The sequence below is a fragment of the Limnohabitans sp. TEGF005 genome, from assembly GCF_055394835.1.
The window spans coordinates 2,228,543-2,252,884 of the sequence record NZ_AP029226.1; the positions used below are offsets into that span (position 1 = coordinate 2,228,543).

Below are 24,342 nucleotides of genomic sequence, written 5' to 3' on the forward strand. Positions count from 1 at the left end.
TTCATCCTTGCTTTCTTTTTTTGAGCAGGGGCAACAAGCCACCCGCGTCGACCATGTCCATCAAAAATCCGGGAATCGGCGCACAGACCAGACGTTGACCGTTGGGTCGCACCACACAGGGCGTGTCGCCTTCAAACTGCAACGCCACTCGCTCACCCTCTTCGATTTTTAAGGCCTCCGGGCAGGTCAGCAGCATCAAACCGAGGTTGAAGGCGTTGCGAAAATACAGACCGCTGTAAGACGGTGCAATCACCGCTGCCAGGCCCAGATGCCGCAGCACACCAGCCGCCTGTTCACGCGAGGAGCCGATGCCAAAGTTGGCACCGGCCACGATCACATCGCCCTCGTGCACGCCAGAGGCAAAGTCGGTGCGCACCGCTTCCAGACAATGCCAGCCGATCACTTCGAGGCCATGCTTCATGTAGGCGCCGGGGGCCAGGGCATCGGTGTCCACGTCGGCACCCAAGCGCCACACACGGGCGTTTTGAAAGGTTCGTTTGTTCATGCCAGCAAATCCCGTGCGTCGCTGATGCGCCCGCGCAAAGCCGAGGCCGCCACCGTGTAAGGCGAGGCCAGGTACACGTTCACGCTGGCCGGGCCCATGCGGCCCTTGAAGTTGCGGGCGGTGGTCGAAATCACCGTGGCCCCTTCGGGGAAAGTCGCGCCATAGCCCGCGCATGCGCCGCAGCTGTTGGGCAGCACCGTGGCTCCCGCGTCTTGCAGAATTTGCATCACACCTTCTTGCGTGGCCTGCGCTTGTTCGCGGGCACTGGCAGGGGCCACCATGAGTTGCACCCCCGCAGCAACCCGCTGACCCTTGAGCACCGAAGCGGCAGCCCTCAGGTCTTCGAGCTTGGCCCCGGTGCAGGCACCGATGTAGGCAATGTGAGGGGCGACATCGGCAAAGTCGCCCACATCCCGCGTGTTGGCCGGGCTGTGCGGCGCGGCCACCTGCGGGCTGAGGGCGCTGGCATCAAAGTTTTGCTGCTCACACTCGGCGTTTTCGTCGGTGAACCATTGCTCGACACCGGCCAATTTTTCAGGGGCAACACCAATACTGCGCAGATGGCTCAAGGTGGTCTCGTCGGCCGCGATCAAGCCCGCTTGCGCACCCATCTCGGCGCTCATATTGGACAAGGTCATGCGCTCGGCCATGGACAAGGCTTGCACGGCTGTGCCGGCAAACTCAACGGCTTGGTATTGACCCCCATTCATGCCAAACCGGCCAATCATGTGCAACATCATGTCCTTGGCCGACACGCCGGCCTGCAAGCGGCCAGACCAGTGCATGCGCAAGGTGCGCGGCACCTGAACCCAAATCTGGCCCGTAACGCACACGCCCAGCATTTCAGTCGCGCCAATGCCGAACATGTAGCAACCAAAGGCGCCGCCCGTGGGCGAATGCGAATCACCGCCCACGCAAAACATGCCGGGCTTCAAATGCCCCCGCTCAGGCAGCACCACATGGCAAATGCCCTCACTGTCTATGACGTGCGGCAGCTTCCATTGTTTGGCGGTGTCACGCGCGATCTGCACGATTTGCTGCGCGTCGGCGTCTTGTGCGGGCACATAGTGGTCTAGCACCAGCACCACCTTTTGGGTGTCCCAAATCTGCGCACCCAGCTCGTCGAGCATGGGCTTCAAGCGGCGCGGGCCAGACGAATCGTGGAACATGGCCAGGTCGACATTGCAGGTGACCACCTCCCCCACCGCCACATGGCTGCGCCCTGCGGCGCGTGCAATGAGTTTTTGGGCCAAGGTTTGCGGTTGGGACATGTTCGCGCTCATTCGGGCTTGGCTCCGGCGTACTGCACCACGGCCCGCCAGCGCACGATCTCGCTGTCCACAAAGCGGGCAAACTCTTCGGGGCTGTTGCCCACGGGCGTTGCGCCTTCATGCTCGATGCGGCGCTTGACCTCTGGCGACTGCACCGCAGCACGGGCTGCATCGGCCAGGCGTTTGCTCAACTCAGGGCTCATGCGCCCCGGGCCAAACAGGCCGAACCAAGCGCTCGATTCATAGCCTGGCAAGCTCTCGCCAATGCTGGGCACGTCCGGGAAAGCGACCAGTCGCTTGGCACTGGTCACGCCCAAGGCCTTGAGCTTGCCGGCCTTGATGTGCGATTGCACGTTGCCAATGGCGGCAAACATCAACTCGACCTGACCGGCCAGCACGTCTTGCACAGCAGGGGCGGTGCCCCGGTAAGGAATATTGACGATGTAAGCGCCCGACTTCATCTTGAACGCATCGCCCGCCATGTGCAGCGACGAGCCCAATGCACCAATGGCAAAGTTCAGCTGTCCGGGCTTGGATTTGGCCAAGGCGATCAATTCATTGACGTTGTTGGCAGGCACCTTGGGATGGGCCACCAGCATCGAGGGCGAGGTGGACACCATGGTCAACGGTGTGAAGTCTTTCACCGGGTCAAACGGCAAGCTGGGGTAGAGCGAAGCGTTGATGGCGTGGCTGGTGAAGCTCATGAGCAGCGTGTTGCCATCGGGCGCAGCCTTGGCCACCGCATCAGCGGCCAGATTACCGCCCGCACCGGGCTTGTTTTCCACCACCACGGTGCGGCCCAGTTGCGTGCCCAACACCTGCGCCAACGTACGGGCCATGGTGTCGGTGGTGCCGCCTGCGGGGGCTCCCACCAGAATTTTGATGGGCGGCTGCGTCTGGGCCTGTGCCAGACCGACCACACCCGAACAGGCCAGCGCAGCGCTCAAAACCAGGGCTCTTCGCATGGGCATTTTTGTGTGTGTCATGGAAAATTCTCCGTTGCAATCATTCAATCCAACCCATGCGAGATGGGACAGGCGTGCATTCAGGTCTTGAGCATCACAGGCCGATCACATGCCCAGATAAGCTTGACGCAATGTGTCACTGGCCAACAACTCGGCCGGGGTGCCGGTGAAACGGATTTGGCCGTTTTCCATCACATAAGCGCGGTCGGCGATGTCCAGCGACTGACCCACGTTTTGCTCGACCAACAAGATCGCCAAGCCGCTGCTGCGCAGCTGAGAAATCAAAGCAAACAACTCCTCCACCAGCAAGGGCGACAAACCCAGTGAAGGTTCGTCCAGGATCAACAAGCGCGGTTCGGCCATCAGGCCGCGGCCAATGGCCAGCATCTGCTGCTCACCGCCACTCAGGGTGCCCGCCAGCTGGGCCACGCGTTCTTTCAGGCGCGGAAAGGTCTCATACACTTTGTCCAGGTTTTGCGCCCGGCGCTCACGCCCCCGTGTAAAGGCCCCCAGCTCCAGGTTTTCGTGCACGCTCAAATTGGGGAAAACCTTGCGGCCTTCGGGCACCTGAATCAGGCCATGCGTGACGACCTTCTGGTAGTGCATGGCCGTGATGTCTTGGCCGTCAAACTGCACCTGCCCTGCGCGTGTGGCCACCAGTCCGCTGAGCGTGAGGTTGAGGGTGGTCTTGCCCGCGCCGTTGCTGCCCAACAGTGCCACCAACTCGCCGGGCATGACCTTCAGGTCCACACCGCGCAAGACCTCGACCACGCCATAACCTGACTTGAGGCCTTGCACATTCAAGAGGGCATTCATGTCTGCGCCTCCTGGGCAGCCGCCGTTACGCGGGCCGCATTTTTCTGCAAACGCTCGGCCGTGCCGTGGCCCAGATAGGCCTCCACCACGGCTTTGTTGTTGGTCACTTCGGCGGGGCTGCCTTGGGCAATGAGTTGGCCTTGGGCGAGCACCCAGACCTCTTGCGCCAAAGTCATCACGGCCTGCATGACATGCTCGATCATCAACACGGTCACTCCGCTTTGGGCAATGCCCTGCACCACCGGAATCATCTCGGCAATCTCTTGTGGGTTCAACCCGGCCAGCACCTCGTCCAGCAGCAACAGGCGCGGGCGCGTGGCCAAAGCACGGGCCAGCTCGAGGCGCTTGCGCCCGGCCACCGTCAGGTCGCTGGCCAATTTATCAAGTTGAGGCGACAGGCCCACCTGCTGCGCCACCGACTCGGCAAACCCGAGCGCTTGAGCGCGGCGCGGCAAATGCAGGTGCGCCCCCACAGCAATGTTTTCGCGCACGGTTTGCGCTGCAAAAGGCTGCACGATCTGAAAAGTGCGCGTCAGGCCCATGCGGGCGTTCAGGTGCGGCGCTTGGCCTGTGATGTCTTGCCCCGCAAACACCACACGGCCTGTGTCGGGCGTCAGGAAGCCGGACATGAGTGCAAACAAAGTTGTCTTGCCAGCGCCATTGGGGCCGATCAAGGCGCTCAAGCGGCCTTCGGTCACAGACAGGCTCACGTTTTGCACAGCCTTCAAGCCGCCAAAGGACTTGCCCACGCCCTCGATTTGCAGCAGCGTGTTCATGATTTTTCTCCGTCAGACCGCTTGCTGCCACGCAGCCACTGCAGCGGCGTGATGACGCCCAACCCGGCCATGCCACGGGGCAAGAACATCACAATGACGATCAGCACAACGCCATAAATGACCATGTTGATGCCGGGCAACTGGCCGAACAAATTGCGCGTAAGGTCAGCCAGAATGTGCAGGCTGATGGCCCCTAGCAACGGCCCCCACAATGTGCCCAAGCCGCCCACGATGGCGCCCACCAGTGCCTCGACCGAAGTGTGCGAGCCAAAGGCAATGCCCGGGTCGATGTATTGAAACACCTGCACATAAAACGCGCCGCCTGCGCCCATCAGACCACCCGACAAAACCGTTGCGATCAATTTGACACTGAAGGGGTTGACGCCAATGGCGCGGGCCGCGTCTTCGTTGTCGCGCACCGCTTGTAAATAAGCGCCAAAGCGCGAGTGACGCAGCCAAGCGGTGATGCACAGCGCCAGCGTGACCAAGCCCAGCATCAGCCAGATGAACCCGGCCCGGTTGGCGAACTGCATGTTGGCGGCCGACTCCTTGAGCGGCAGCATCAGGCCCACACCCGCCCCGGTAAACGGCACCGAAGTGGCCAAAATGCGAAACACTTCGGCAAAGGCCAACGTGACCAACGCGAAATACGAACCCTTGAGGCCGTAGCGAAATGAGGCCGCGCCCACAAATGCGCCCACACCTGCTGCAAAGGCCATGGCCAGCGGCAAGGCCACCCAAGGGCTCAGGCCCCACTGCATTTGCGCAATGGCCTGCACATAAGCGCCCGTGCCAAAAAACAGCGCATGGCCAAACGAAAACTGTCCGCCAAAACCGCCCAATACATTCCAGGCTTGCGAGAGCAAACAGGCATACAGCGCGGTCATGACGAAGTTGAGCATCACACCCGACTGGGTGAAAAACGGAATGACCCCGATGACCAGTGTAAACAAGGCAATGCGGCGAAAGTCTTTCATGCCTTCGCTCCAAAAAAACCTTGTGGGCGCAGCATCAGCACCGCAATGAAGATCACAAAAATACCCACCTGTCCCAGCGATTCACCCAAAATCAAGCCGCCCAGCGACTCGACTACGCCAATCAGCAAGCCCCCCAGCAAGGCCCCCGCAAAACTGCCCATGCCGCCCAACACCACAATGGTAAAAGCCACCAGCACAAAGCCATTGCCCACCTGCGGGTTCACGTAATAGGCTGGCATCAAAAAGCAAGCCGCAGCGCCCAGACTGGCCAAGCCCAAACCAAAACACATGGCATAGACATGGTCCACATCGATGCCCATCAAACGGGCACCCTGCTTTTCTTTGGACACCGCACGAATGGCGCGACCCAGATCGGTTTTTTGCACGATCAGCAGCATCACGACCGACACCACCAAAGCCCCCGCAAAGGAGACCAACTTGGGCAAGGCAATGAATGCGGGGCCGATCTCGACGGTGGTCAGGGTGTACGCAGTTTCGATGCTGCGTGTGTCGGACTTGAAAAACAAAAGCGCCAGGTTTTCCAGCACGATGGACACGCCCAGCGTGACCAGCAGAATGTTTTCATCCTTGCCATGGCTGGCGCGGTTGATGACACCACGTTGCAGCGCATAGCCCAGCACGAACATGGCGGGCACCATGATGGGCAAGGCCATGTAGGGATCGATGCCGAGTTTTTCCTTGAGCATGTACACGCCGTACAGCGCCACCATCAAGGCCGCGCCATGCGCGAAATTGATGATGTGCAGTACGCCATAAATCAGCGTGAGTCCCAGCGCAATCAGCGCATAAACGGCACCTGTGGTGATGCCGTTCAGCACAGACGGGAACAGGATGTTCAAGTCGAGCATCGGTGTTTTTTCTGCTCAGGGCAGATCAGGCCTTGAGTGGGAAAATCGGCTCAATTTCACGGTAATCGCGTGGCACGATGACCTTGATATCGCCTTTGTGAACTTGGGTCATCAACGGCTGTGCGCCCATGTTCTGACCATTGACGAACTGTGTCGGACCGTAGGGCATGATGTGATTTTGGAACTTGCTCGAGGCCAGCGCGTCGATGATGGCGGCGCGGTCGGGCGACTTGGCGCGTTCGATCGCATCGGCCAGCAGCATCATGGCGGTGTAGGTCATGAACACTTCGTAGCTGAAGAACTGGCCTTGCGCTTCCACACGCTTTTTGAGTTCAGCCGATCGCTTGTCCTTGGGGTTGAACCAGTGGTTGCAGTCGATGATGCCGTTGGCCGCTTCCGGGAACTCCTTGACAAACTTGTAGCTCGACGCTGCGCCACCCAGCACCGAATAAATGGCCTTGGGTGTGATCTTTTGCTGCTGCAAAGTGCGCACCAGCAATGCATATTCGTTGTAATAGTTGGCTGGAATCAGGATGTCGGGGTTGACCTGCTTGATGCGCAGCGCGATGTTGTTGAAGTCACGCGTGGGGTTGGCGTGCTTGATGATTTCTTTCACCTCGTAGCCGTAACCGGGCAGCTCTTTGGCCAGCAAGTTGGCTGTGCCTGTACCAAACAGCGATTCTTCATGCACGATCATCACGGTGCGAGCGGGCTTGCCTGCGGCAGTGTTCAGGGCGTGCAGGCTGGCCACGGCCACTTCGGCGCACTTTTTGTAGCCAGGACCAAAGCGGAAGGTGTTTTTCAGGCCGCGTTCAACGATCTGGTCGGCCACACCGACATCGACCACATGGGGCAGGTTGTATTTGGCTGCGGCTTGCGTGGTGGCCAGACAAATGGCCGAAGCGAATGCACCTACGACGGCGCTCACACCGGCTTCGTTCATCTTCTCGATTTCTGCTGTACCCGCTTGTGGGCTGGACTGGGCATCACCCAACATGGCCTCGATCTTGGCGCCCCCCAAGGACTTGATACCACCCGCCTTGTTGATGTCTTCGATGGCCATCAAGGCGCCCATGCGGCACTGTTGGCCCGAATAAGCCAGAGCACCTGTGACGGGGTGCAAGACACCGACTTTGATGGGCTTGGGCTGCGCCCCGCCGACCAAAGGAAACGCGAGTGCCGAGGCCGCAACAGCGGACTGACCCATGAAATGGCGACGTGTGGTCATGAGAACATCCTTTAAAAAAATCAATGAAAGTTGGCGGACAGCTCTTGGCTTACCCAAACCTTGGCATCAATGCTGCCAACGCGGGATAACTGCATCTGGTATTCGTACCGGTCCGGGCGGTACAAGCCATGCAGCCATTGGACGGGACGCTCGTCCTCGTCGTAAATCAAACGCCGCACCGCCAGCAAGGCCGATCCGACGGAAACATCCAAGTGCCGGGCCATGCCCACATCGGCCAGACGGGCCGAAATGGTTTGCTCGGCCCGACCCACCTTGACGCCCGATTCTTCGAGCAACACAAGAATAGGTTTTTGCGCCAACTCACGTTTGCCAAAGCCAGCAGAAATCGCATCCGGCACCCAAGTGGTGATGTGCGACAAAGGGCCTTCGGGTGTGCTGCGCACGCGTTCTGCTTTTTGCACCCAAGCAGTGCCGGGCAAATTCAGGGCAGCGGCGACATCCACCGGGGCACGCATGCGCTCCACCGACAACACATTGACCTGGGTACGCATGCCCATGGTGACCAGGTTTTCGAGCAAACCCGTCAAACGGGCCTGCTGTCCCGTGGCCATGGTCGAAGCCTGCGACTGTGCCTCTTGTGCACGCGCCGTCACTGGCCGCGTGCCACGTCCGGGTTCACGCCGAATCAGCCCTTCCTCGGCCAGCTGGGACAAAGCACGACGCACCGTGACCCGCGCCACGCCAAACTGCCCCATCAAAGCCAGCTCACCGGGCAGCCCGGCGTCAAACCGACCTTCGCGCAACTGCTCACGCAGCACCAGATAAATCTGGTGGTATTTGGGCAAGGGCAAATGGGCATCCATGAGCGCCATCGTGAAACAGTCCCATTGTCCTGTCAATAGGACATTCAAGTCTTATGCATGGGACATTTAGTCGGGGATTTCCCTGATCGCTGAGCCAAAACCATGGCGCCCTGATCGCGTCAGGGATGACGGAACAAAGCAAATGTCACCCCGGGTCAAGCCCGGGATGATTGCAAGGGCTTCATGCGTAACGCAGCCGCAAATCCCGCTTGAGCAGTTTGCCGCTGGGGTTTTTAGGCAGCGTGTCGGTGAAGACCACGCGCTTGGGTGTCTTGAAACTGGCCATGTGCTGGGCGCAATGCGCGATCACGGCGGACTCGTCCAGCACCTGCCCAACTTTGAGCACCACCACCGCCGTCACCGCTTCCACCCATTGGGGGTCGGGCAGGCCAATGACCGCCACTTCGCTCACTTGCGGCAGGCGGTAAATCATTTCTTCCACTTCGCGGCTGGCCACATTCTCACCGCCTGACTTGATCATGTCTTTCTTGCGGTCCACCACGCTGATGTAGCCCTCTTCGTCGATGGTGCCCAAATCGCCACTGTGAAACCAGCCGCCCTCAAACGCGGCTTGGGTGCGCTCATCGTCGTGAAAATAAGCCAGCATCAGGTGCGGCGAGCGGTGCACGATCTCGCCGACCTCACCCACGGCCACGTCCTGCATGTCTTCGTTGACCACACGCGTTTCGACGTTGCGCACCGCCTTGCCGCACGAACCCGGTTTGCGCAGCTGGTCATCCGGGCCAAGCAGAGTGGCCAGTGGGGCGATTTCGGTCTGGCCGTAGAGGTTCCACAGCCGCACTTGGGGCAGGCGCGAGGCCAGCTCTTTGAGTACCTCGACCGGCATGATGGATGCGCCGTAGTAACCCTTGGCCAGTTTGGCGAGCTTGTCCGCATCAAACAACGGCGAACGCAGCAGCGCAATCCACACCGTGGGGGGTGCAAAGAAGCTGGTGATGCCGCACTTATCGAGCATGGGCAGCAGCTTGTCAGGCGTGGGCTTGGAGGTGATGACGTTGGTGCTGCCCATGTAAATGGCCGGGCCAAAAAACACATCGAGCTGGGCGCAGTGGTACAGCGGCAGCGCGTGCAAGGCCACGTCGGCCTCGGCGATTTCGGCGTCGATCACGCAGCTGACGTACTGCCACATCACCGCATCGTGCGTCAGCTGAGCGCCCTTGGGTGAAGATTCGGTGCCGCTGGTGTAGACGATCTGCGCCACATCGCCGCTGCCCAGTTGCACATCGGGCAGCGGGTCGGTGCAAGCGACCAGCACATCAAAGCGGTGCATGCCTGGGACTGGCTGACTCGGGTCTTCGGAAGGCAGCCAAATGAACTGGGCCACTGCCGTGTCCAGTTGGGCCGCAGCCTGCGCCAGCTCAGCCAAACCGCTGTCGGTGGCGAGGGTTTTGGCGCCCGCATGCCGCAATATGAAGGCCACCTCTTCGGCTTTGAGCATGAAGTTGATCGGCACCATCACCGCGCCACGGCGTGCCAATGCAAAGCGCAAGGCCGCAAACCCATGTGAATTGCGTGCCAGCACCGCCACTTTGTCACCCTCGGCCACGCCGATGCTGGCCAGGCCTGCGGCCAAGCGTGAAACCAACGCATCGAACTCGGCATACGTCCAAGTGGTGGCCCCGCAAACAATGCCGGTCTTGGCTGGCAAGCGGATGGCCGTGCGACGCAAGGCATCGGCGATGGTCTGACGGCGAGCGGCAGGGTGGAGGGTGGATTTGGAAAAGAGGGACATGTTCTGGGTTCTTGCGTGGCTATGATTGAAAGATTGAACATCAGACCTGCGAGATTTCCATTGGCACTTCCACCCCCTACCCCCCGAAAACTGTCACATACGCGAACCGTGGTGTACCAAGGCTTTGACCGCGAAGACGGCCTGTGGGACATCGAGGCAGCGCTGACAGACGTCAAAACCTATGATTTTCGGGTGTCCACTGAACGCCCGTTCCCGGCCCAAGACCCCATTCACGGCCTGAAAATCCGCGTCACTCTGAACGACCACATGGTCATTCAGGACGTTGCCACGTCAATGGACGACATTCCGCACCCCGAATGTGCTGGTGCGCCGCACGGCATGCACAAACTCATCGGCTGCACCATGGGCCCGGGCTGGCGCAAGGTCATCAACGAACACGTGGGCGGCACCCAAGGCTGCACCCACCTGCGCGAAATGCTCTTCAACATGGCCACCGCCGCTTACCAGACCCTGCCGTCCGGCCAATGGCAGCGCCTTGAACTGGCGGGTATGCCCCAGCCCACCGTGACCAAGCCGCCTTTTCATTTGGGCCAATGCCACAGCTGGGCCTATGACAGCCCGACGGTGCAAAGGGCGTATCCGATGTTTTACAAACCAAAGGCCGCTGAGGTCACTGGTAACTGACAGAGGCTCGCCTGCGATAATCTGCAGCTTCCAAAGCGCATGTGCGCTTTTTCTTTTTCACAGCCTCTGGATCTACACCATGAACCGCTGCACTTTGGCCCTCTCCGGGCGTGCTTTACTTTGGCGTTCTTTGCTTTGCCTTGACTTCATCACCTCCCTTGAATACGTGGAGGCCGCATGAGCAAGAAGGTCTTCATCAAAACATTTGGCTGCCAGATGAACGAGTACGACTCGGACAAGATGGCCGATGTGCTGGGCGCGGCCCAGGGCTATGAGCCGACGCAGGACGTGGACGAGGCCGATCTGATTTTGTTCAACACCTGCTCGGTCCGCGAAAAGGCGCAAGAAAAAGTGTTCAGCGACTTGGGCCGGGTGCAACACCTGAAAGCCAAGGGCGTGCTGATTGGCGTGGGCGGCTGCGTGGCCAGCCAGGAAGGCGCCGAGATCATCAAGCGTGCACCTTATGTGGATGTGGTGTTTGGCCCGCAGACCCTGCACCGCCTGCCCGAGCTGCTGGCCGAGCGCGAGCGCAAGCAGCGCCCGCAGGTGGACATCAGCTTCCCCGAGATTGAAAAGTTCGATCACCTGCCACCCGCCAAGGTGGACGGTGCCACAGCCTTTGTCTCGATCATGGAAGGGTGCAGCAAATATTGCAGCTATTGCGTGGTGCCCTACACCCGGGGCGAAGAGGTCTCTCGCCCGTTTGACGATGTGTTGGTCGAGGTGGCGGGGCTGGCCGCGCAGGGTGTGAAAGAGATCACGTTGCTGGGCCAAAACGTGAACGCTTACCGGGGCAAGATGGGTGGAACATCAGAGATCGCCGACTTTGCGCTGCTGCTGGAATACGTGGCCGACATGCCGGGCATCGAGCGCATCCGCTACGTGACCAGCCACCCCAACGAGTTCACCCAGCGCCTGATCGACGCCTACGAAAAGATCCCCAAACTGGTGAGCCACCTGCACCTGCCGGTGCAGCACGGCTCGGACCGCATCTTGATGGCCATGAAACGCGGCTACACCGCCATGGAATACAAGAGCACCATCCGCAAGCTGCGGGCGATCCGCCCCGACATGTCGCTCAGCAGCGATTTCATCGTGGGCTTTCCCGGCGAGACCGAGGACGACTTCAACAAGATGATGAAGTTGATCACCGACGTGGGGTTTGACACAAGTTTCAGCTTCATCTTCAGCCCCCGCCCCGGCACGCCTGCGGCCAACCTGCACGACGACACGCCACACGCCGAAAAATTGCGCCGCCTGCACCACCTGCAAGCCACCATCGAAGAAAACGTGCAGCGCATTGGCGAAAGCCGCGTGGGCACGGTGCAACGCATTTTGGTGGAGCGCCCTTCACGCAAGGACGCCACCGAGCTGGCCGGCCGCACCGAGTGCAACCGCGTGGTCAACTTCCCTGGCGGCCCCCACATGGACCGCCTGATCGGTCAGATGGCCGATGTGCGCATCACCCAAGGCCTGTCGCATTCGCTGCGCGGCGAGTTGGTGATCAAGGGTTGAGGCCAGCGGATCGGGGCCACAGCTGCCGACCTGAAAACCATCAGGATTCGCGGCCCACTTCGCGGATGTAGCGGCGGTAGTCACCGTGCGCGATGGGTGTATAGCCGTCTACCGGGCGGTTGTACACATAGGTCTGCACAGACTGCCCTTGCAGCGTGCCGCTGAGCACGGTGACGGCTTCGCGCCAGTATTGCGAGGCCTCACGGTCGCCTCGCACCATGCCCTCCACCCCATCCAATCGGGCCAGGTGCGCGTCATCCACTTCATAGACTTCGCCGGTGACGGACCCTGCACCCGCCAGCAAGCCCGGAAAACGCCCCACATCCACCAAGCGACCTGGCACTTGGGCTGTGTCCACAAAACGCGCGCCCTGCATTTCAGCTTGCAATCGGAGTCCGGGCAACAAAGTGCCGTAAATGAACAGTCGCGTCATCTTCGGATGGCCTGCCATGCTCAACGTGGCATGCCGGGAAAGCCCCCGCCGCCGCCCATCATGCCTTTCATGGCCCCCATGCGTTTCATCATTTTCATCATGCCGCCGCCCGACATTTTTTTCATCATGTCTTGCATTTGCTCAAACTCCTTGAGCATGCGGTTGACGTCTTGAACCTGAACACCGGCACCTGCGGCAATGCGGCGCTTGCGGGTGGCTTTGATCAGTTCGGGCTTGCTGCGCTCTTTGGGCGTCATGCTGTGGATGATGCCTTGCTTGCGGCCGATGTCTTTTTCGACCTTGTCCATGTCCATGGCACCGGCCTTGGCGGTCATGTGCGATGGCAATTTGTCCATCAGACTCGACAGGCCGCCCATTTGCTTCATCTGCTGGATTTGCGCCAAAAAGTCGTTGAGGTCAAAACCGCCACCACTCTTGACTTTGGCCGCCAACTTTTGCGCGGCTTCCATGTCCACCCCTGCGGTGACCTGCTCGACCAGCGCCACGATGTCGCCCATGCCCAAAATGCGTCCAGCGTGTCGCTCGGCATCAAACACTTCCAGCCCGTCAATCTTCTCGCTGGTGCCGGCAAACTTGATCGGCACGCCTGTGATCTGGCGCACAGACAGCGCAGCACCACCGCGTGAATCACCATCGAGTTTCGTCAGCACAATGCCCGTCAAAGGCAGTGCGTCGCTGAAAGCCCGAGCCGTGTTGGCCGCGTCTTGACCTTGCATGGCGTCCACGACGAACAAGGTTTCGACAGGCTTCAATTCGGCGTGCAGCGCCTTGATCTCCGCCATCAAGGCTTCGTCAATGGCCAAACGGCCCGCCGTGTCCACCAACAACACGTCAAAGAAATGCTTTCGGGCGTAGTCGATGGCCGCGCGTGCGATGTCAATCGGCTTTTGCTCGGGCGTGCTGGGGAACCACTCGGCCCCCGCTTGCGCGGTCACGGTCTTGAGCTGTTCGATGGCGGCTGGGCGGTACACGTCGCCTGACACCGTGAGCACTTTCTTCTTGCGCTTTTCAATCAGGTGCTTGGCCAGCTTGGCGGTGGTGGTGGTTTTACCCGCACCTTGCAAACCCGCCATCAAAATCACGGCGGGCGGTTGAGCGGCCAGGTTGATGTCTGAAACCCCCTCGCCCATGGTGGCGGCCAACTCGCGGTTGACCACACCCACCAAGGCTTGGCCGGGTTTGAGCGCCCCCATCACCTCTTGTCCAAGGGCTTTGTCTTTCACGCGGGCGATGAAGTCGCGCACCACGGGCAGGGCCACGTCGGCCTCCAGCAAGGCCATGCGCACTTCGCGCAACATGTCGGCCACATTGGATTCGGTGATGCGCGCCTGCCCACTGAGGGTCTTGACGAGGCGCGAGAGTTTGTCGGTCAGGGCGGAGGCCATGGGAGGGAATCCAGAAATAACCGGTTCAGCATGATGGCAAAGCCCCTGTGGCTGCACCTGAAAGGCTAAACTCGGACCCATGATTTTAGCGAGTCCCCCATTTTGGATGCTGCCTGCCACCGCGCTGGCCGCTGTGGCCTATGGGTTTCCTGCATTGGCCTCTGGGCGGCTGAATGACGCGCATGCTCGCCGCCTGCTTTGGCTGGCTTGGATCGCCCATGCGGTGGCTTTGCTGAGTCTGCTGTCTGGCCCGGTTCACTTTGGTTTTGCGCCTGCGATTTCAGTGACCGCTTGGCTGGTCGTGACCGCCTACATGGTGGAGAGCCAGTTCTTCCCAAAGTTCAAAGCCCGCTGGGCCATGGGGGGCTTGGGCAGCTTGGCTGTCGTGCTCGCCTGGTTTTTTCCGGGCACGCCGCTGTCGGCCCAAGCATCGGCTTGGTTGCCACTGCACTGGGCTTTGGGCCTATCGGCTTACGGCATGTTTGCCGCCGCCGTGGTGCATGCCTGGATGATGACGCGTGCCGAGCACGACATCCGCTTGGCACAAGATGCCGACAATGGTTTGCCCCTGCTGACGCTCGAGCGCCTGACTTTTCGTTTTGTCTCTGCGGGTTTTGCACTGCTGACCGCCACCTTGGTGGCCGGTGTTTTGTTTGGTGACGCGCTTTACGGCCAAGGACAAGGCCATTGGCGCTGGGACCACAAAACCATTTTTGCCCTGTTGTCTTGGTTGACCTTTGCCATGCTGTTGATCGGGCGCAGCCAGTGGGGCTGGCGTGGTCGCCGGGCCGTGCGGGTGCTTTACATCGGGGCCGCCTTGCTGCTGCTGTCTTATGCAGGTTCCCGGTTTGTGATGGAAATTTTGCTGGGACGCATGGGATGAAGTACCTGTTTTTATTGCTGGTCGTCTTGGTGGTGATCTGGGCGCTCAAGCGAGGTCGGACCGCCAAACAGTCCGCACCCGGCCCAACAGCACAAGCGCCCAAGCCCTCCGAAATGGTGACCTGCGCCCACTGCGGCATCCATTTGCCCCACGAAGAGGCGGTCACGGGGCAAAAAGGCCTTTACTGCAGCGCCGAGCATCGCGCTGCGGCGCAAGACCGCAACCCGGGCTGACACCTCAAAGGCCATGCACCTGCCTGCTTGCGACAACAGCGCCGCCTCAGCCTGGAAGCAAGGTTGGCACCCCCAAGCTCAGCGGCTCGAATCCCCCAACTTCGGCCCACGCCCGACCCCAGCCTGCATTGATCTGCTGGTGATCCACTCGATCAGTTTGCCGCCCGGGCAATACGGTGGCGATGCGGTGCAGCGCCTGTTCACCAACCGGCTCGATTGGGATGAGCACCCTTACTTTCAGTCCATCCGGGGGCTGGAGGTCTCGTCACACTTCTATATACGCCGCGATGGCAGCCTGTGGCAATTCGTCAGCTGCGACGATCGGGCCTGGCATGCGGGTCAGTCGACCTACCGTGGACGGACCAACTGCAACGACGACTCGATCGGCATCGAACTCGAAGGCCTGGAAGGCGACACTTTTGAAGATGCCCAATACCGGTGTTTGGCCCAGCTGTGCCATGAGCTGCGCTGCAACTACCCCATCGCACACATTGCCGGGCACGAACACATTGCCCCCGGTCGCAAACAAGACCCAGGCCCCGGCTTCGACTGGGCGCACATGAAGCGACTGTTGGATTTTTCGCCTCAGGTTTTTCCCTGATTTCGGCCTGCTAGCCACGGCAGAAAAATATTTTCACGGTATCGCCCTGCACCAAAAATGGGCGGCGCGTTTCAGGCCGACTGTCCACCCGCACTCCAGCGAACACTCAAATCAAGGCTTTCAAAGCGAAATGTGCTCGGCTAGCCGCATAGGGCCTGAATTGGCCGCTTGAAAGCCTGAAAAAACAAGCCTTTGCGGGCATCTTTTCAGAACATGAAAGACACAGGCCCAAACGGCTGGCCAGACATTTATTTGCCCATTTCGAGCAAGCGGGCAAAACGGCCCGGTACACTACCTGTAGTGGCTTGTGCAGATGCCAGACACCAGATATAGTGTCTATTACAAATTTTCACACCCTAACGAAATGTCCGCTCAAGCGCCTTGCCCCGGACCCAAAGATCATCAAAATTCAAAGAAATGACCATGCAAACAGACCAAAACATCGCCACACCATCACCAGCCCTGATGCGCCAGCCTGAAGCAGGACAAAACAGCGTTCCCGGCCTGCAAGCACTGGCCCACTACCAGATCATTCGCCGCAATGGCGCTGTGGTGCCTTTCGAGCCGAACAAAATCGCCGTGGCACTGATGAAGGCGTTCTTGGCTGTACACGGCACGCAAGGTGCCGCATCGGCCAGCGTTCGTGAAGTGGTCGAAGAGTTGACCCAAAACGTGGTCCGTGCTTTGGTTCGTTCACGTCCAGGCGGCGGCACCTTCCACATTGAAGACGTGCAAGACCAAGTTGAATTGGGCTTGATGCGCAGCAGCAACCACGAAGTCGCACGCGCTTATGTGCTGTACCGCGAGCGTCGCACACAAGAGCGCGTCCAGCATCAACAAGAAACGACCCCCGTAACCGCCGAGCCTCGTCTGCACGTCATTGATGGCGGCCAGCGTGTCGCGTTGGATCTGGATTACCTCAAATCCCTGATGGTCAACGCTTGTGCCGGTTTGGGCAAAGATGTCAGCCCTGAGCCCATCGTGGCCGAAACCATGCGCAACCTGTACGACGGTGTGCCCATGGAAGAGGTTTACAAGGCGTCCATCCTGGCTTCGCGCACGCTGATCGAAAAAGACCCGGACTACACCTACGTCACCGCGCGCCTGTTGATGCACACCATTGCCAAGGAAATTTTGGGCAAGGAAGTGACTCAGGACCAAATGGCCGAGGAGTACATCAACTACTTCCCGAAATTCATCCAAAAAGGCGTGGACAACGACCTGCTTGATGAAAAACTGTTGCAATTTGACCTGGCTAAACTGGCCACGGCCCTCAAGCCAGAGCGCGACCTGCAATTTGATTACCTGGGTCTGCAAACCCTGTATGACCGCTACTTTTTGCACGTTCGCAAGAACCGCATTGAGATGCCGCAAGCGTTTTTCATGCGCGTCGCCATGGGCCTGTCGCTCAACGAAATCAACCGTGAAGCCCGTGCCATCGAGTTCTACGAAATCCTGTCTTCGTTTGACTTCATGTCTTCCACGCCCACGCTGTTCAACAGCGGCACCTTGCGCTCACAACTGTCGAGCTGCTACCTGACCACCGTGCCAGACGACTTGGATGGCATTTACGAGTCCATCAAAGAAAACGCCTTGCTGTCCAAATTTGCCGGCGGCTTGGGCAACGACTGGACCCGCGTGCGCGCCATGGGCTCGCACATCAAGGGCACCAACGGCGAGTCGCAAGGCGTTGTGCCTTTCCTGAAAGTCGTGAACGATACGGCTGTGGCCGTGAACCAAGGCGGCAAGCGCAAAGGTGCGGTCTGCACTTATCTGGAAACCTGGCACTTGGACATCGAAGAGTTTCTGGAACTGCGCAAAAACACGGGCGATGACCGTCGCCGCACGCACGACATGAACACGGCCAACTGGATCCCCGACCTGTTCATGCGCCGCGTCATGGAAAAAGGCAGCTGGACCTTGTTCTCGCCCTCCGATGTGCCTGACCTGCACGACCTGTTCGGCTTGGCCTTCGAAAAAGCCTATGTGGCTTACGAACAAAAAGCCGAGCGCGGCGAGATCAAACCCAGCAAGACCGTGCCTGCGACCGACCTGTGGCGCAAGATGCTGTCGATGTTGTTTGAAACCGGCCACCCCTGGATCACATTCAAAGACCCTTGCAACGTGCGCTCACCACAGCAGCACGTCGGCGTGGTGCACTCGTCCAACCTGTGCACCGAGATCACGCTCAACACCAGCGACACCGAAACCGCCGTGTGCAATTTGGGCTCGGTCAACCTGTCGCGCCACCTCAAAGACAGCCCCACCGGCAAAGTCATTGACCACGACAAACTGAAAAAGACCATCACGATCGCCATGCGCATGCTGGACAACGTGATCGACATCAACTACTACGCCGTCAAGAAAGCCCGTGATTCCAACATGCGCCACCGCCCTGTCGGTCTGGGATTGATGGGTTTCCAGGATTCGCTGTACGAAATGCGCATCCCTTACGCCTCACAAGCGGCTGTGGAGTTCGCCGACCAGTCGATGGAAGCGATTTGCTACTACGCATACTGGGCATCAACCGAACTGGCCAAAGAGCGTGGTCAATACGCCACCTACAAAGGCTCACTGTGGGACCAAGGCATTTTGCCGCTGGACACACTGGAACTGCTGGAGCGTGAGCGCGGTGGTTATGTCGAAGTCGACCGCTCTTCGACACTGGACTGGGACACTCTGCGCAAGAAAATCGCAGCGGACGGCATGCGCAACTCCAACTGCGTGGCCATTGCGCCCACCGCCACCATCTCCAACATCATTGGTGTCGATGCCTCGATCGAGCCTTGCTTTGGTAACCTGTCGGTCAAGTCCAATTTGTCAGGTGAATTCACTGTGATCAACGGCTACCTGGTGCGCGACTTGAAGCGCTTGGGCCTGTGGGATGACGTGATGGTCATGGATCTGAAGCACTTTGATGGTTCACTGCGCCCCATCGATCGCGTCCCCCAAGAAGTGAAAGCCCTTTACGCCACTGCGTTCGAAGTTGAAACCACGTGGCTGGTCGAAGCGGCTGCACGCCGTCAGAAGTGGATTGACCAAGCGCAATCCTTGAACATCTACATGGCAGGCGCGTCGGGTAAAAAGCTGGATGACACCTATAAACTGGCTTGGTTGCGCGGTCTCAAAACCACCTACTACCTGCGCACATCCAGCGCTACGCAAGTGGAAAAATCAACCGTGCAAGCCGGCTCACACAACGCAGTCTCTTCATCGGGTGCGCCATCTTCAAGCATGAGTGCATTGGACGCCGCAGCAGCTTCAGCACAAGCGCAAATGAACGCGACACCAGCCACCGACGTCAAGTTTTGCGCGATCGATGATCCAGGTTGTGAAGCTTGCCAGTGATCTAAAAAGCATTGCACTTTGCTGTGACAAGCCAAGTGCGATGCAATTGAACAACACTTCACAGTTGTGCGTGTCGAAAAAGTGAATCGCTTCTTTGAATTTCGTGCGCTTGCTTTCATAATTTGAGAACTGGAATTTTTTATGTTGTCCTGGGACGAACAAGTCAAACCTGCATCGCAACCTGCGATGCCCTCTTTTTCTGGCGCTGATGAAACCACAGCGTCTGCTGCTGCATCTTCAACAGCCAGCCCACGCCGCATGAATGCGGCCGACAAACGCATCATCAATGGTCGGACCGACGTGAACCAGCTGGTTCCCTTCAAATACAAATGGGCTTGGGAAAAATACCTGGCCACCTGCGCCAACCACTGGATGCCGCAGGAAGTGAACATGAACCGCGACATCGCCTTATGGAAAGACCCCAACGGTCTGACCGAAGACGAACGCCGCATCGTAAAGCGCAACCTGGGCTTCTTCGTCACAGCCGACTCGCTGGCTGCCAACAACATCGTGCTGGGCACCTACCGCCACATCACAGCGCCCGAGTGCCGTCAGTTTTTGCTGCGTCAGGCCTTCGAAGAAGCCATCCACACCCACGCCTACCAATACATTGTGGAATCGCTGGGTCTGGATGAAAGTGAAATCTTCAACGCCTACAACGAAGTCCAGTCCATCCGCGACAAGGACGAGTTCCTGATCCCGTTCATCAACGTGATCATGGACCCGAACTTCAAGACCGGCACCCTGGAAACCGACCAGACCTTGCTCAAGTCTTTGATCGTGTTTGCCTGCTTGATGGAAGGCCTGTTCTTCTACGTGGGCTTCACGCAAATTTTGGCCTTGGGTCGCCAAAACAAGATGACGGGCGCGGCCGAGCAGTACCAGTACATCCTGCGCGACGAATCGATGCATTGCAATTTCGGCATTGACCTGATCAACACCGTCAAACTCGAAAATCCCCAACTGTGGACCGCCGAGTTCAAGGCCGAAATCAAAGAGCTGTTCATCAAAGCGGTCGAGCTCGAGTATCGCTATGCCGAAGACACCATGCCACGTGGCGTGCTGGGCATGAACGCATCCATGTTCAAAGGCTACTTGCGCTACATTGCCAACCGCCGTGCCACCCAAATTGGCTTGGAGGCGCTTTTCCCGAACGAAGAGAATCCGTTCCCGTGGATGAGCGAAATGATTGACCTGAAAAAAGAACGCAACTTCTTTGAAACCCGGGTCATCGAATACCAATCTGGCGGGGCGTTGTCCTGGGACTGATCTTCTGAACACCCCTCGAATGAAACCCCTTTTCAAGCCACACGCCACAATGCATTCAAGCATTGAGCCGTGTGGCTTTCCCGCGTTCATGGTGTTGGGGGATTCCTCAGCACCATGGATCGCTTTGTGCAAACCAACAAGCACCAAGCGTTCCCTTTTCGTTGAGTTCTCAACTTGATCAAGGAGAAAATCATGGCAACTGCAAAAAAAGTAGCGGCAAAAAAAGCTGCTCCCGCAAAGAAGGCCGTTGTGGCCAAGAAACCTGCTGCTAAAAAAGTAGCCGCAGCCAAGAAACCCGCAGCGAAGAAAGCTGCTCCAGCTAAAAAAGCTGTCGCTGCCAAAAAGCCAGCCGCTAAAAAAGTAGCAGCAGCTAAAAAGCCAGCCGCTAAAAAAGCAGCTCCAGCTAAAAAAGCCGTTGCAGCCAAAAAGCCAGCCGCTAAAAAAGTAGCAGCAGCTAAAAAGCCAGCCGCCAAAAAAGCTGCTCCAGCTAAAAAAGCCGTTGCCGCTAAAAAGCCAGCCGCCAAAAAAGCTGCTGCCGCTAAAAAGCCAGCCGCAAAGAAAGCTGCTCCAGCTAAAAAAGCAGCTGCTAAAAAAACCGCCGCTAAAAAGCCAGCCGCCAAAAAGCCGGCTGTGAAAAAAGCTGCTAAAAAACCTGCTGCAAAGAAGGCATCTAAAGCACCCGCTGCCCCCGCTGCACAGACAACACTGAATCCACAAGCTGCATGGCCGTTTCCTTCGGCCGCCAAGCCCTGATTCAACCGTTAGACGCAAGTAGCGCTAGAGCCCAATACTGGAAACGGTGTTGGGCTTTTTTGTGGGCGGCCTTCAGGTGCCGCGCAGGATACGGGCATTCAAGCCGCAGGGCTCAGGGGTAGAAGCTGAAAAGCCGATAACCCGATGGCGCTAAGCCATCTTCGGGGGAGAGATTCAGCTGGCCATCCCAAACTTGACCAGGGGCCAAAGCACCCGGCGCACCCTGTTGTGCCACCAACAACACACGCCGCACAAGGACTTTGTCTTGCGCATCCAGCAGCGTCAACGTCAGTGCCGGCATCTGCAAGGCATGCGATGTGGCGTTGCGGACAGTCCAGCTGAGCAAAAAACCACCGTCGGTCGGCGTCAAACTGGAGTTCTCTATCACCACACCATCGCGAACTTGCACTGGCGAGATCTCGCAACCGAGAAAACGACAGGCCGCATGCAAAACGCGCGCAACACTCGGCTGCGTTGCAGCCAGCATATGCCGCTCAATCCAGAGCCACTGGTGCGCAAGCGCCAACAGCAGCGCAAGCACAGCCGAGATCGGCCACCAATATCGCGGTGGGTGTGATGCCGTCAGGTGTGTGGCGGACAGAACCGATTCCCCCGAAAGCGCAGGCAAGGCTTCGGGCGGCAAAACCGAGGGAAGCTGCGGGCTGAAAGTCGACAGCGCTTCTTCAAAGGAGGCCACAACCGCTGTTGGCGACGGGGGCGGGGACTGGGGCGGCGAACGGTCTTCCTGTTTTAACAATTGTTCGATCACCAAGCGGTCATCGATTTCTTGCACAGGCATCACACCAAAGGCACTTGGAATGAGGTGGGGCCATACCACCACCAACCCTGTGCTGTCGAAAGCATGTTGGCATTGTCCGCAGCGCAGCCAGCCTTGCGCGATCTTGATCTGATCGGACACCACTTTGTAGCTTGTGCCGCATGCCGGGCAGCGGGTAATCCAGCTCATGACAAGTTCAGGATCATGGCCCACGTCTGCACTGTGGTGCTCAAGCCGAAGCGGCAGGCGATGTCGCGGTCATCAGTATCCAGCCGTCTTCGCTGTCAGCAACCACGAGTTCAATCCACGGTGCATAAGCGGCCTTGAGTTCATCGGCCTGGCGCTCCAAGATGCCCGCAAGCACCAAGGAACCGCCCGAGGCCACATAAGAACACAACAGCGGAGCCAACACTTTGAGTGGTGTGGCCAAAATATTGGCGAGCACCGTTTGGTACTGCCCTTTTGCTTTGTCAGGCAAGCCAGCCAGCAGGACAACGCCATTGGCTTCGGCGTTCAAGACCGTGGACGTCACAGCCGCCTCGTCAATGTCCACTGCATCGATGTTCAGGGCACCGTATTTCGCAGCACCGATGGCCAAAATGCCTGATCCGCAACCGTAATCCAGAACACGTTGACCTTGCACGCCGTGCTGTGCAATCCAACGCAAACACATGCGCGTTGTGGGATGCGTGCCTGTACCAAAAGCCAGGCCGGGGTCCAAACGAATGATCTGCCTCGCCTGTGCTGGCGGCTCGTGCCAGGTGGGCACAATCCAAAAATCGGGGGTGATTTCAACCGGCGCGAACTGCGACTGGGTCAAACGCACCCAGTCCTGATCGGCAACGGCTTGAACACCCACGACACGACAGCCTTCAAAAAAGTCTTGTGCCGACAACAGTTGAACCGCTTCTTGGGCTTGAGACTCTTGTGCAAACAAGGCCACCATGCGCGAACGCTGCCAACCGTCTTTGGGGGGTGGCATGCCGGGCTCACCAAACAAGGCCTGCTCTGCAGGGGTTTGGGCATCGGCATCTTCGACCGACACGCTCAAGGCGTCGAGGGCATCCAACGCGTCGCTCAAGACGTCAACCCGGTCTTCCGGGCACAGCAAGCTCAGTTCAAACATACAGTCTCAGCGTTTGTGCTGGCTCAGCCAGTGTTCAAGGTAGTGGATATTGGTGCCACCTTGCATGAACTTGGCATCCACCATCAGCTCGCGGTGCAGCGGGATGTTGGTGTTGATGCCTTCGATCACCGTCTCATTCAAGGCGGTCTGCATGCGAGCCAAGGCCTGCTCACGGGTGTCGCCGTGAACAATCAACTTGCCGATCATCGAGTCATAGTTCGGGGGCACGAAGTAGTTGTTGTAAACGTGTGAATCCACCCTCACACCCGGCCCGCCGGGCATGTGCCAAGACGTCACGCGACCAGGCGATGGCGTGAACTTGAAGGGGTCTTCAGCGTTGATGCGGCACTCGATGGCATGGCCACGGATTTCGATTTGTTTTTGCGTGAAGGGCAGTTTTTCGCCGGCTGCCACCATGATCTGCGTCTTCACGATGTCCACGCCCGTGACCCATTCGGTCACCGGATGCTCGACCTGCACGCGGGTGTTCATCTCAATGAAATAAAACTCACCGTTCTCGTACAAAAACTCAAAAGTACCGGCACCGCGGTAATTGATCTTCTTGCAGGCAGCCACGCAGCGTTCACCAATTTTCTCGATCAGCTTGCGAGGAATGCCCGGCGCAGGCGCTTCTTCGATCACTTTTTGGTGACGCCGCTGCATGGAGCAGTCGCGCTCGCCCAAGTAAACCGCATTCTTGTGCTTGTCAGCCAGGATCTGGATTTCGACGTGCCTTGGGTTCTGCAGGAATTTTTCCATGTAGACCGCAGGGTTGCCAAAAGCAGCACCGGCTTCGGCCTTGGTCATCTGAACCGCATTGATCAGGGCCGCTTCGGTATGTACCACGCGCATGCCACGACCACCACCACCACCGGCAGCCTTGATGATGACGGGGTAACCCACCGATTTGGCAATGCGGCGAATTTGAACCGGATCATCGGGCAATTCACCCTCAGAGCCAGGCACGCAAGGCACACCCGCACGGATCATGGCTTGCTTGGCAGAGACCTTGTCACCCATGATGCGAATCGACTCGGGCGTGGGTCCAATGAACTGGAAGCCGCTTTTTTCGACGCGCTCGGCGAAGTCGGCGTTCTCGCTCAAAAACCCGTAGCCAGGATGAATCGCCTCGGCATCGGTCACTTCGGCAGCCGAAATGATGGCGGGCATATTGAGATAGCTCAGAGCAGAAGCAGCAGGGCCAATGCAAACCGCTTCTTCGGCCAACTTCACGTATTTAGCGTCTTTGTCGGCCTCGGAGTACACCATGACCGCTTTGACACCCAACTCTCGGCATGCGCGCTGGATGCGCAAAGCGATCTCACCGCGGTTGGCTACCAGGATTTTCTTGAACATGAAATCCCCGTT

General features: G+C 58.7%; 23 protein-coding genes. 8 read left to right on the forward strand and 15 right to left on the reverse strand.

From position 1 onward, the window contains the following. Nucleotide 1: 1 nt before the first annotated feature. The 10 genes from ACZ5RG_RS10785 to ACZ5RG_RS10830 form a co-directional block, all read right to left on the reverse strand. A complete protein-coding gene (locus ACZ5RG_RS10785; protein WP_298602319.1) occupies nt 2–505 on the reverse strand; it encodes a LeuD/DmdB family oxidoreductase small subunit in 504 nt (167 codons plus the stop codon). Continuing rightward, nucleotides 502–1,776: a 3-isopropylmalate dehydratase large subunit gene (locus tag ACZ5RG_RS10790; protein ID WP_298602322.1), complete on the reverse strand. Its 1,275-nt coding sequence runs from the start codon at nt 1,774–1,776 to the stop codon at nt 502–504. The genes ACZ5RG_RS10785 and ACZ5RG_RS10790 overlap by 4 nt, the downstream gene beginning before the upstream one ends. Before the next feature lie 8 nt (nt 1,777–1,784). After that, entirely contained in the window at nt 1,785–2,762 is a 978-nt protein-coding gene (locus ACZ5RG_RS10795; RefSeq protein WP_464447026.1) for a Bug family tripartite tricarboxylate transporter substrate binding protein, read from the reverse strand. A gap of 84 nt (nt 2,763–2,846) precedes the next feature. Further along, nucleotides 2,847–3,557, reverse strand: a complete 711-nt coding sequence (locus ACZ5RG_RS10800) for an ABC transporter ATP-binding protein (protein ID WP_298602328.1) — start codon at nt 3,555–3,557, stop codon at nt 2,847–2,849. Next, complete coding sequence (locus ACZ5RG_RS10805; RefSeq protein WP_464447027.1) at nt 3,554–4,333, reverse strand: ABC transporter ATP-binding protein; 780 nt, start codon at nt 4,331–4,333, stop codon at nt 3,554–3,556. Before ACZ5RG_RS10805 ends, ACZ5RG_RS10800 begins: the two co-directional genes overlap by 4 nt. Then, nucleotides 4,330–5,310 (reverse strand): branched-chain amino acid ABC transporter permease, encoded by a 981-nt coding sequence (locus ACZ5RG_RS10810; RefSeq protein ID WP_464447028.1) that lies wholly within the window; start codon nt 5,308–5,310, stop codon nt 4,330–4,332. Before ACZ5RG_RS10810 ends, ACZ5RG_RS10805 begins: the two co-directional genes overlap by 4 nt. Then, entirely contained in the window at nt 5,307–6,179 is an 873-nt protein-coding gene (locus ACZ5RG_RS10815) for a branched-chain amino acid ABC transporter permease (RefSeq protein ID WP_298602334.1), read from the reverse strand. The genes ACZ5RG_RS10810 and ACZ5RG_RS10815 overlap by 4 nt, the downstream gene beginning before the upstream one ends. 25 nt (nt 6,180–6,204) lie before the next feature. Continuing rightward, nucleotides 6,205–7,407 carry an ABC transporter substrate-binding protein gene (locus ACZ5RG_RS10820; protein ID WP_298602337.1) on the reverse strand — a complete coding sequence of 401 codons (1,203 nt, stop codon included), beginning with the start codon at nt 7,405–7,407 and terminating at the stop codon, nt 6,205–6,207. A gap of 20 nt (nt 7,408–7,427) precedes the next feature. Continuing rightward, nucleotides 7,428–8,231: a GntR family transcriptional regulator gene (locus ACZ5RG_RS10825; protein ID WP_298602340.1), complete on the reverse strand. Its 804-nt coding sequence runs from the start codon at nt 8,229–8,231 to the stop codon at nt 7,428–7,430. Between the two features lie 181 nt (nt 8,232–8,412). Further along, nucleotides 8,413–9,984 carry an acyl-CoA synthetase gene (locus ACZ5RG_RS10830; protein WP_464447029.1) on the reverse strand — a complete coding sequence of 524 codons (1,572 nt, stop codon included), beginning with the start codon at nt 9,982–9,984 and terminating at the stop codon, nt 8,413–8,415. 108 nt (nt 9,985–10,092) lie between these two features. Between ACZ5RG_RS10830 and ACZ5RG_RS10835 the strand changes: the two genes are divergently transcribed. Both ACZ5RG_RS10835 and miaB read left to right on the forward strand, forming a co-directional pair. Next, nucleotides 10,093–10,629: a DUF2889 domain-containing protein gene (locus ACZ5RG_RS10835; protein WP_464447030.1), complete on the forward strand. Its 537-nt coding sequence runs from the start codon at nt 10,093–10,095 to the stop codon at nt 10,627–10,629. A gap of 177 nt (nt 10,630–10,806) precedes the next feature. Beyond that, nucleotides 10,807–12,144 carry a tRNA (N6-isopentenyl adenosine(37)-C2)-methylthiotransferase MiaB gene (miaB, locus tag ACZ5RG_RS10840; RefSeq protein WP_312260060.1) on the forward strand — a complete coding sequence of 446 codons (1,338 nt, stop codon included), beginning with the start codon at nt 10,807–10,809 and terminating at the stop codon, nt 12,142–12,144. Between the two features lie 40 nt (nt 12,145–12,184). Here miaB and ACZ5RG_RS10845 read toward each other — a convergent pair whose 3' ends face one another. Next, complete coding sequence (locus tag ACZ5RG_RS10845) at nt 12,185–12,577, reverse strand: gamma-glutamylcyclotransferase family protein (protein WP_464447031.1); 393 nt, start codon at nt 12,575–12,577, stop codon at nt 12,185–12,187. A 20-nt stretch (nt 12,578–12,597) separates the two neighbouring features. Further along, the gene (ffh, locus tag ACZ5RG_RS10850; protein WP_464447032.1) at nt 12,598–13,983 is read right to left on the reverse strand and encodes a signal recognition particle protein; all 1,386 of its coding nucleotides are present in this window, start codon (nt 13,981–13,983) and stop codon (nt 12,598–12,600) included. Nucleotides 13,984–14,062: 79 nt separating this feature from the next. Between ffh and ACZ5RG_RS10855 the strand changes: the two genes are divergently transcribed. The 6 genes from ACZ5RG_RS10855 (at nt 14,063) to ACZ5RG_RS10880 (ending at nt 21,070) form a co-directional block, all read left to right on the forward strand. Continuing rightward, nucleotides 14,063–14,866, forward strand: coding sequence for a cytochrome C assembly family protein (locus ACZ5RG_RS10855; RefSeq protein ID WP_464447033.1), 804 nt, complete (start codon nt 14,063–14,065; stop codon nt 14,864–14,866). Further along, complete coding sequence (locus ACZ5RG_RS10860; protein WP_298596305.1) at nt 14,863–15,099, forward strand: PP0621 family protein; 237 nt, start codon at nt 14,863–14,865, stop codon at nt 15,097–15,099. The genes ACZ5RG_RS10855 and ACZ5RG_RS10860 overlap by 4 nt, the downstream gene beginning before the upstream one ends. 13 nt (nt 15,100–15,112) lie before the next feature. Then, nucleotides 15,113–15,700 carry a 1,6-anhydro-N-acetylmuramyl-L-alanine amidase AmpD gene (gene ampD, locus ACZ5RG_RS10865; protein WP_315236011.1) on the forward strand — a complete coding sequence of 196 codons (588 nt, stop codon included), beginning with the start codon at nt 15,113–15,115 and terminating at the stop codon, nt 15,698–15,700. Nucleotides 15,701–16,123: 423 nt separating this feature from the next. Continuing rightward, complete coding sequence (locus tag ACZ5RG_RS10870) at nt 16,124–19,048, forward strand: ribonucleoside-diphosphate reductase subunit alpha (protein ID WP_464447034.1); 2,925 nt, start codon at nt 16,124–16,126, stop codon at nt 19,046–19,048. Between the two features lie 141 nt (nt 19,049–19,189). After that, nucleotides 19,190–20,317, forward strand: coding sequence for a ribonucleotide-diphosphate reductase subunit beta (locus tag ACZ5RG_RS10875; protein WP_298596299.1), 1,128 nt, complete (start codon nt 19,190–19,192; stop codon nt 20,315–20,317). A gap of 192 nt (nt 20,318–20,509) precedes the next feature. Next, nucleotides 20,510–21,070: a histone H1-like repetitive region-containing protein gene (locus ACZ5RG_RS10880; protein WP_312260067.1), complete on the forward strand. Its 561-nt coding sequence runs from the start codon at nt 20,510–20,512 to the stop codon at nt 21,068–21,070. Between the two features lie 112 nt (nt 21,071–21,182). On the opposite strand, the gene ACZ5RG_RS10885 is transcribed toward ACZ5RG_RS10880, so the two are convergent. Genes ACZ5RG_RS10885 through accC form a run of 3 tightly spaced genes read right to left on the reverse strand, consistent with a single transcriptional unit; the run spans nt 21,183 to nt 24,330 of the window. Beyond that, on the reverse strand, nt 21,183–22,037 hold the full coding sequence (locus ACZ5RG_RS10885; protein WP_464447035.1) for a zinc-ribbon and DUF3426 domain-containing protein: 855 nt from the start codon (nt 22,035–22,037) through the stop codon (nt 21,183–21,185). A gap of 40 nt (nt 22,038–22,077) precedes the next feature. Further along, complete coding sequence (prmA, locus tag ACZ5RG_RS10890; RefSeq protein ID WP_312260069.1) at nt 22,078–22,974, reverse strand: 50S ribosomal protein L11 methyltransferase; 897 nt, start codon at nt 22,972–22,974, stop codon at nt 22,078–22,080. Nucleotides 22,975–22,980: 6 nt separating this feature from the next. After that, a complete protein-coding gene (gene accC, locus ACZ5RG_RS10895; protein WP_019430240.1) occupies nt 22,981–24,330 on the reverse strand; it encodes an acetyl-CoA carboxylase biotin carboxylase subunit in 1,350 nt (449 codons plus the stop codon). Between the last annotated feature and the right edge of the window lie 12 nt (nt 24,331–24,342).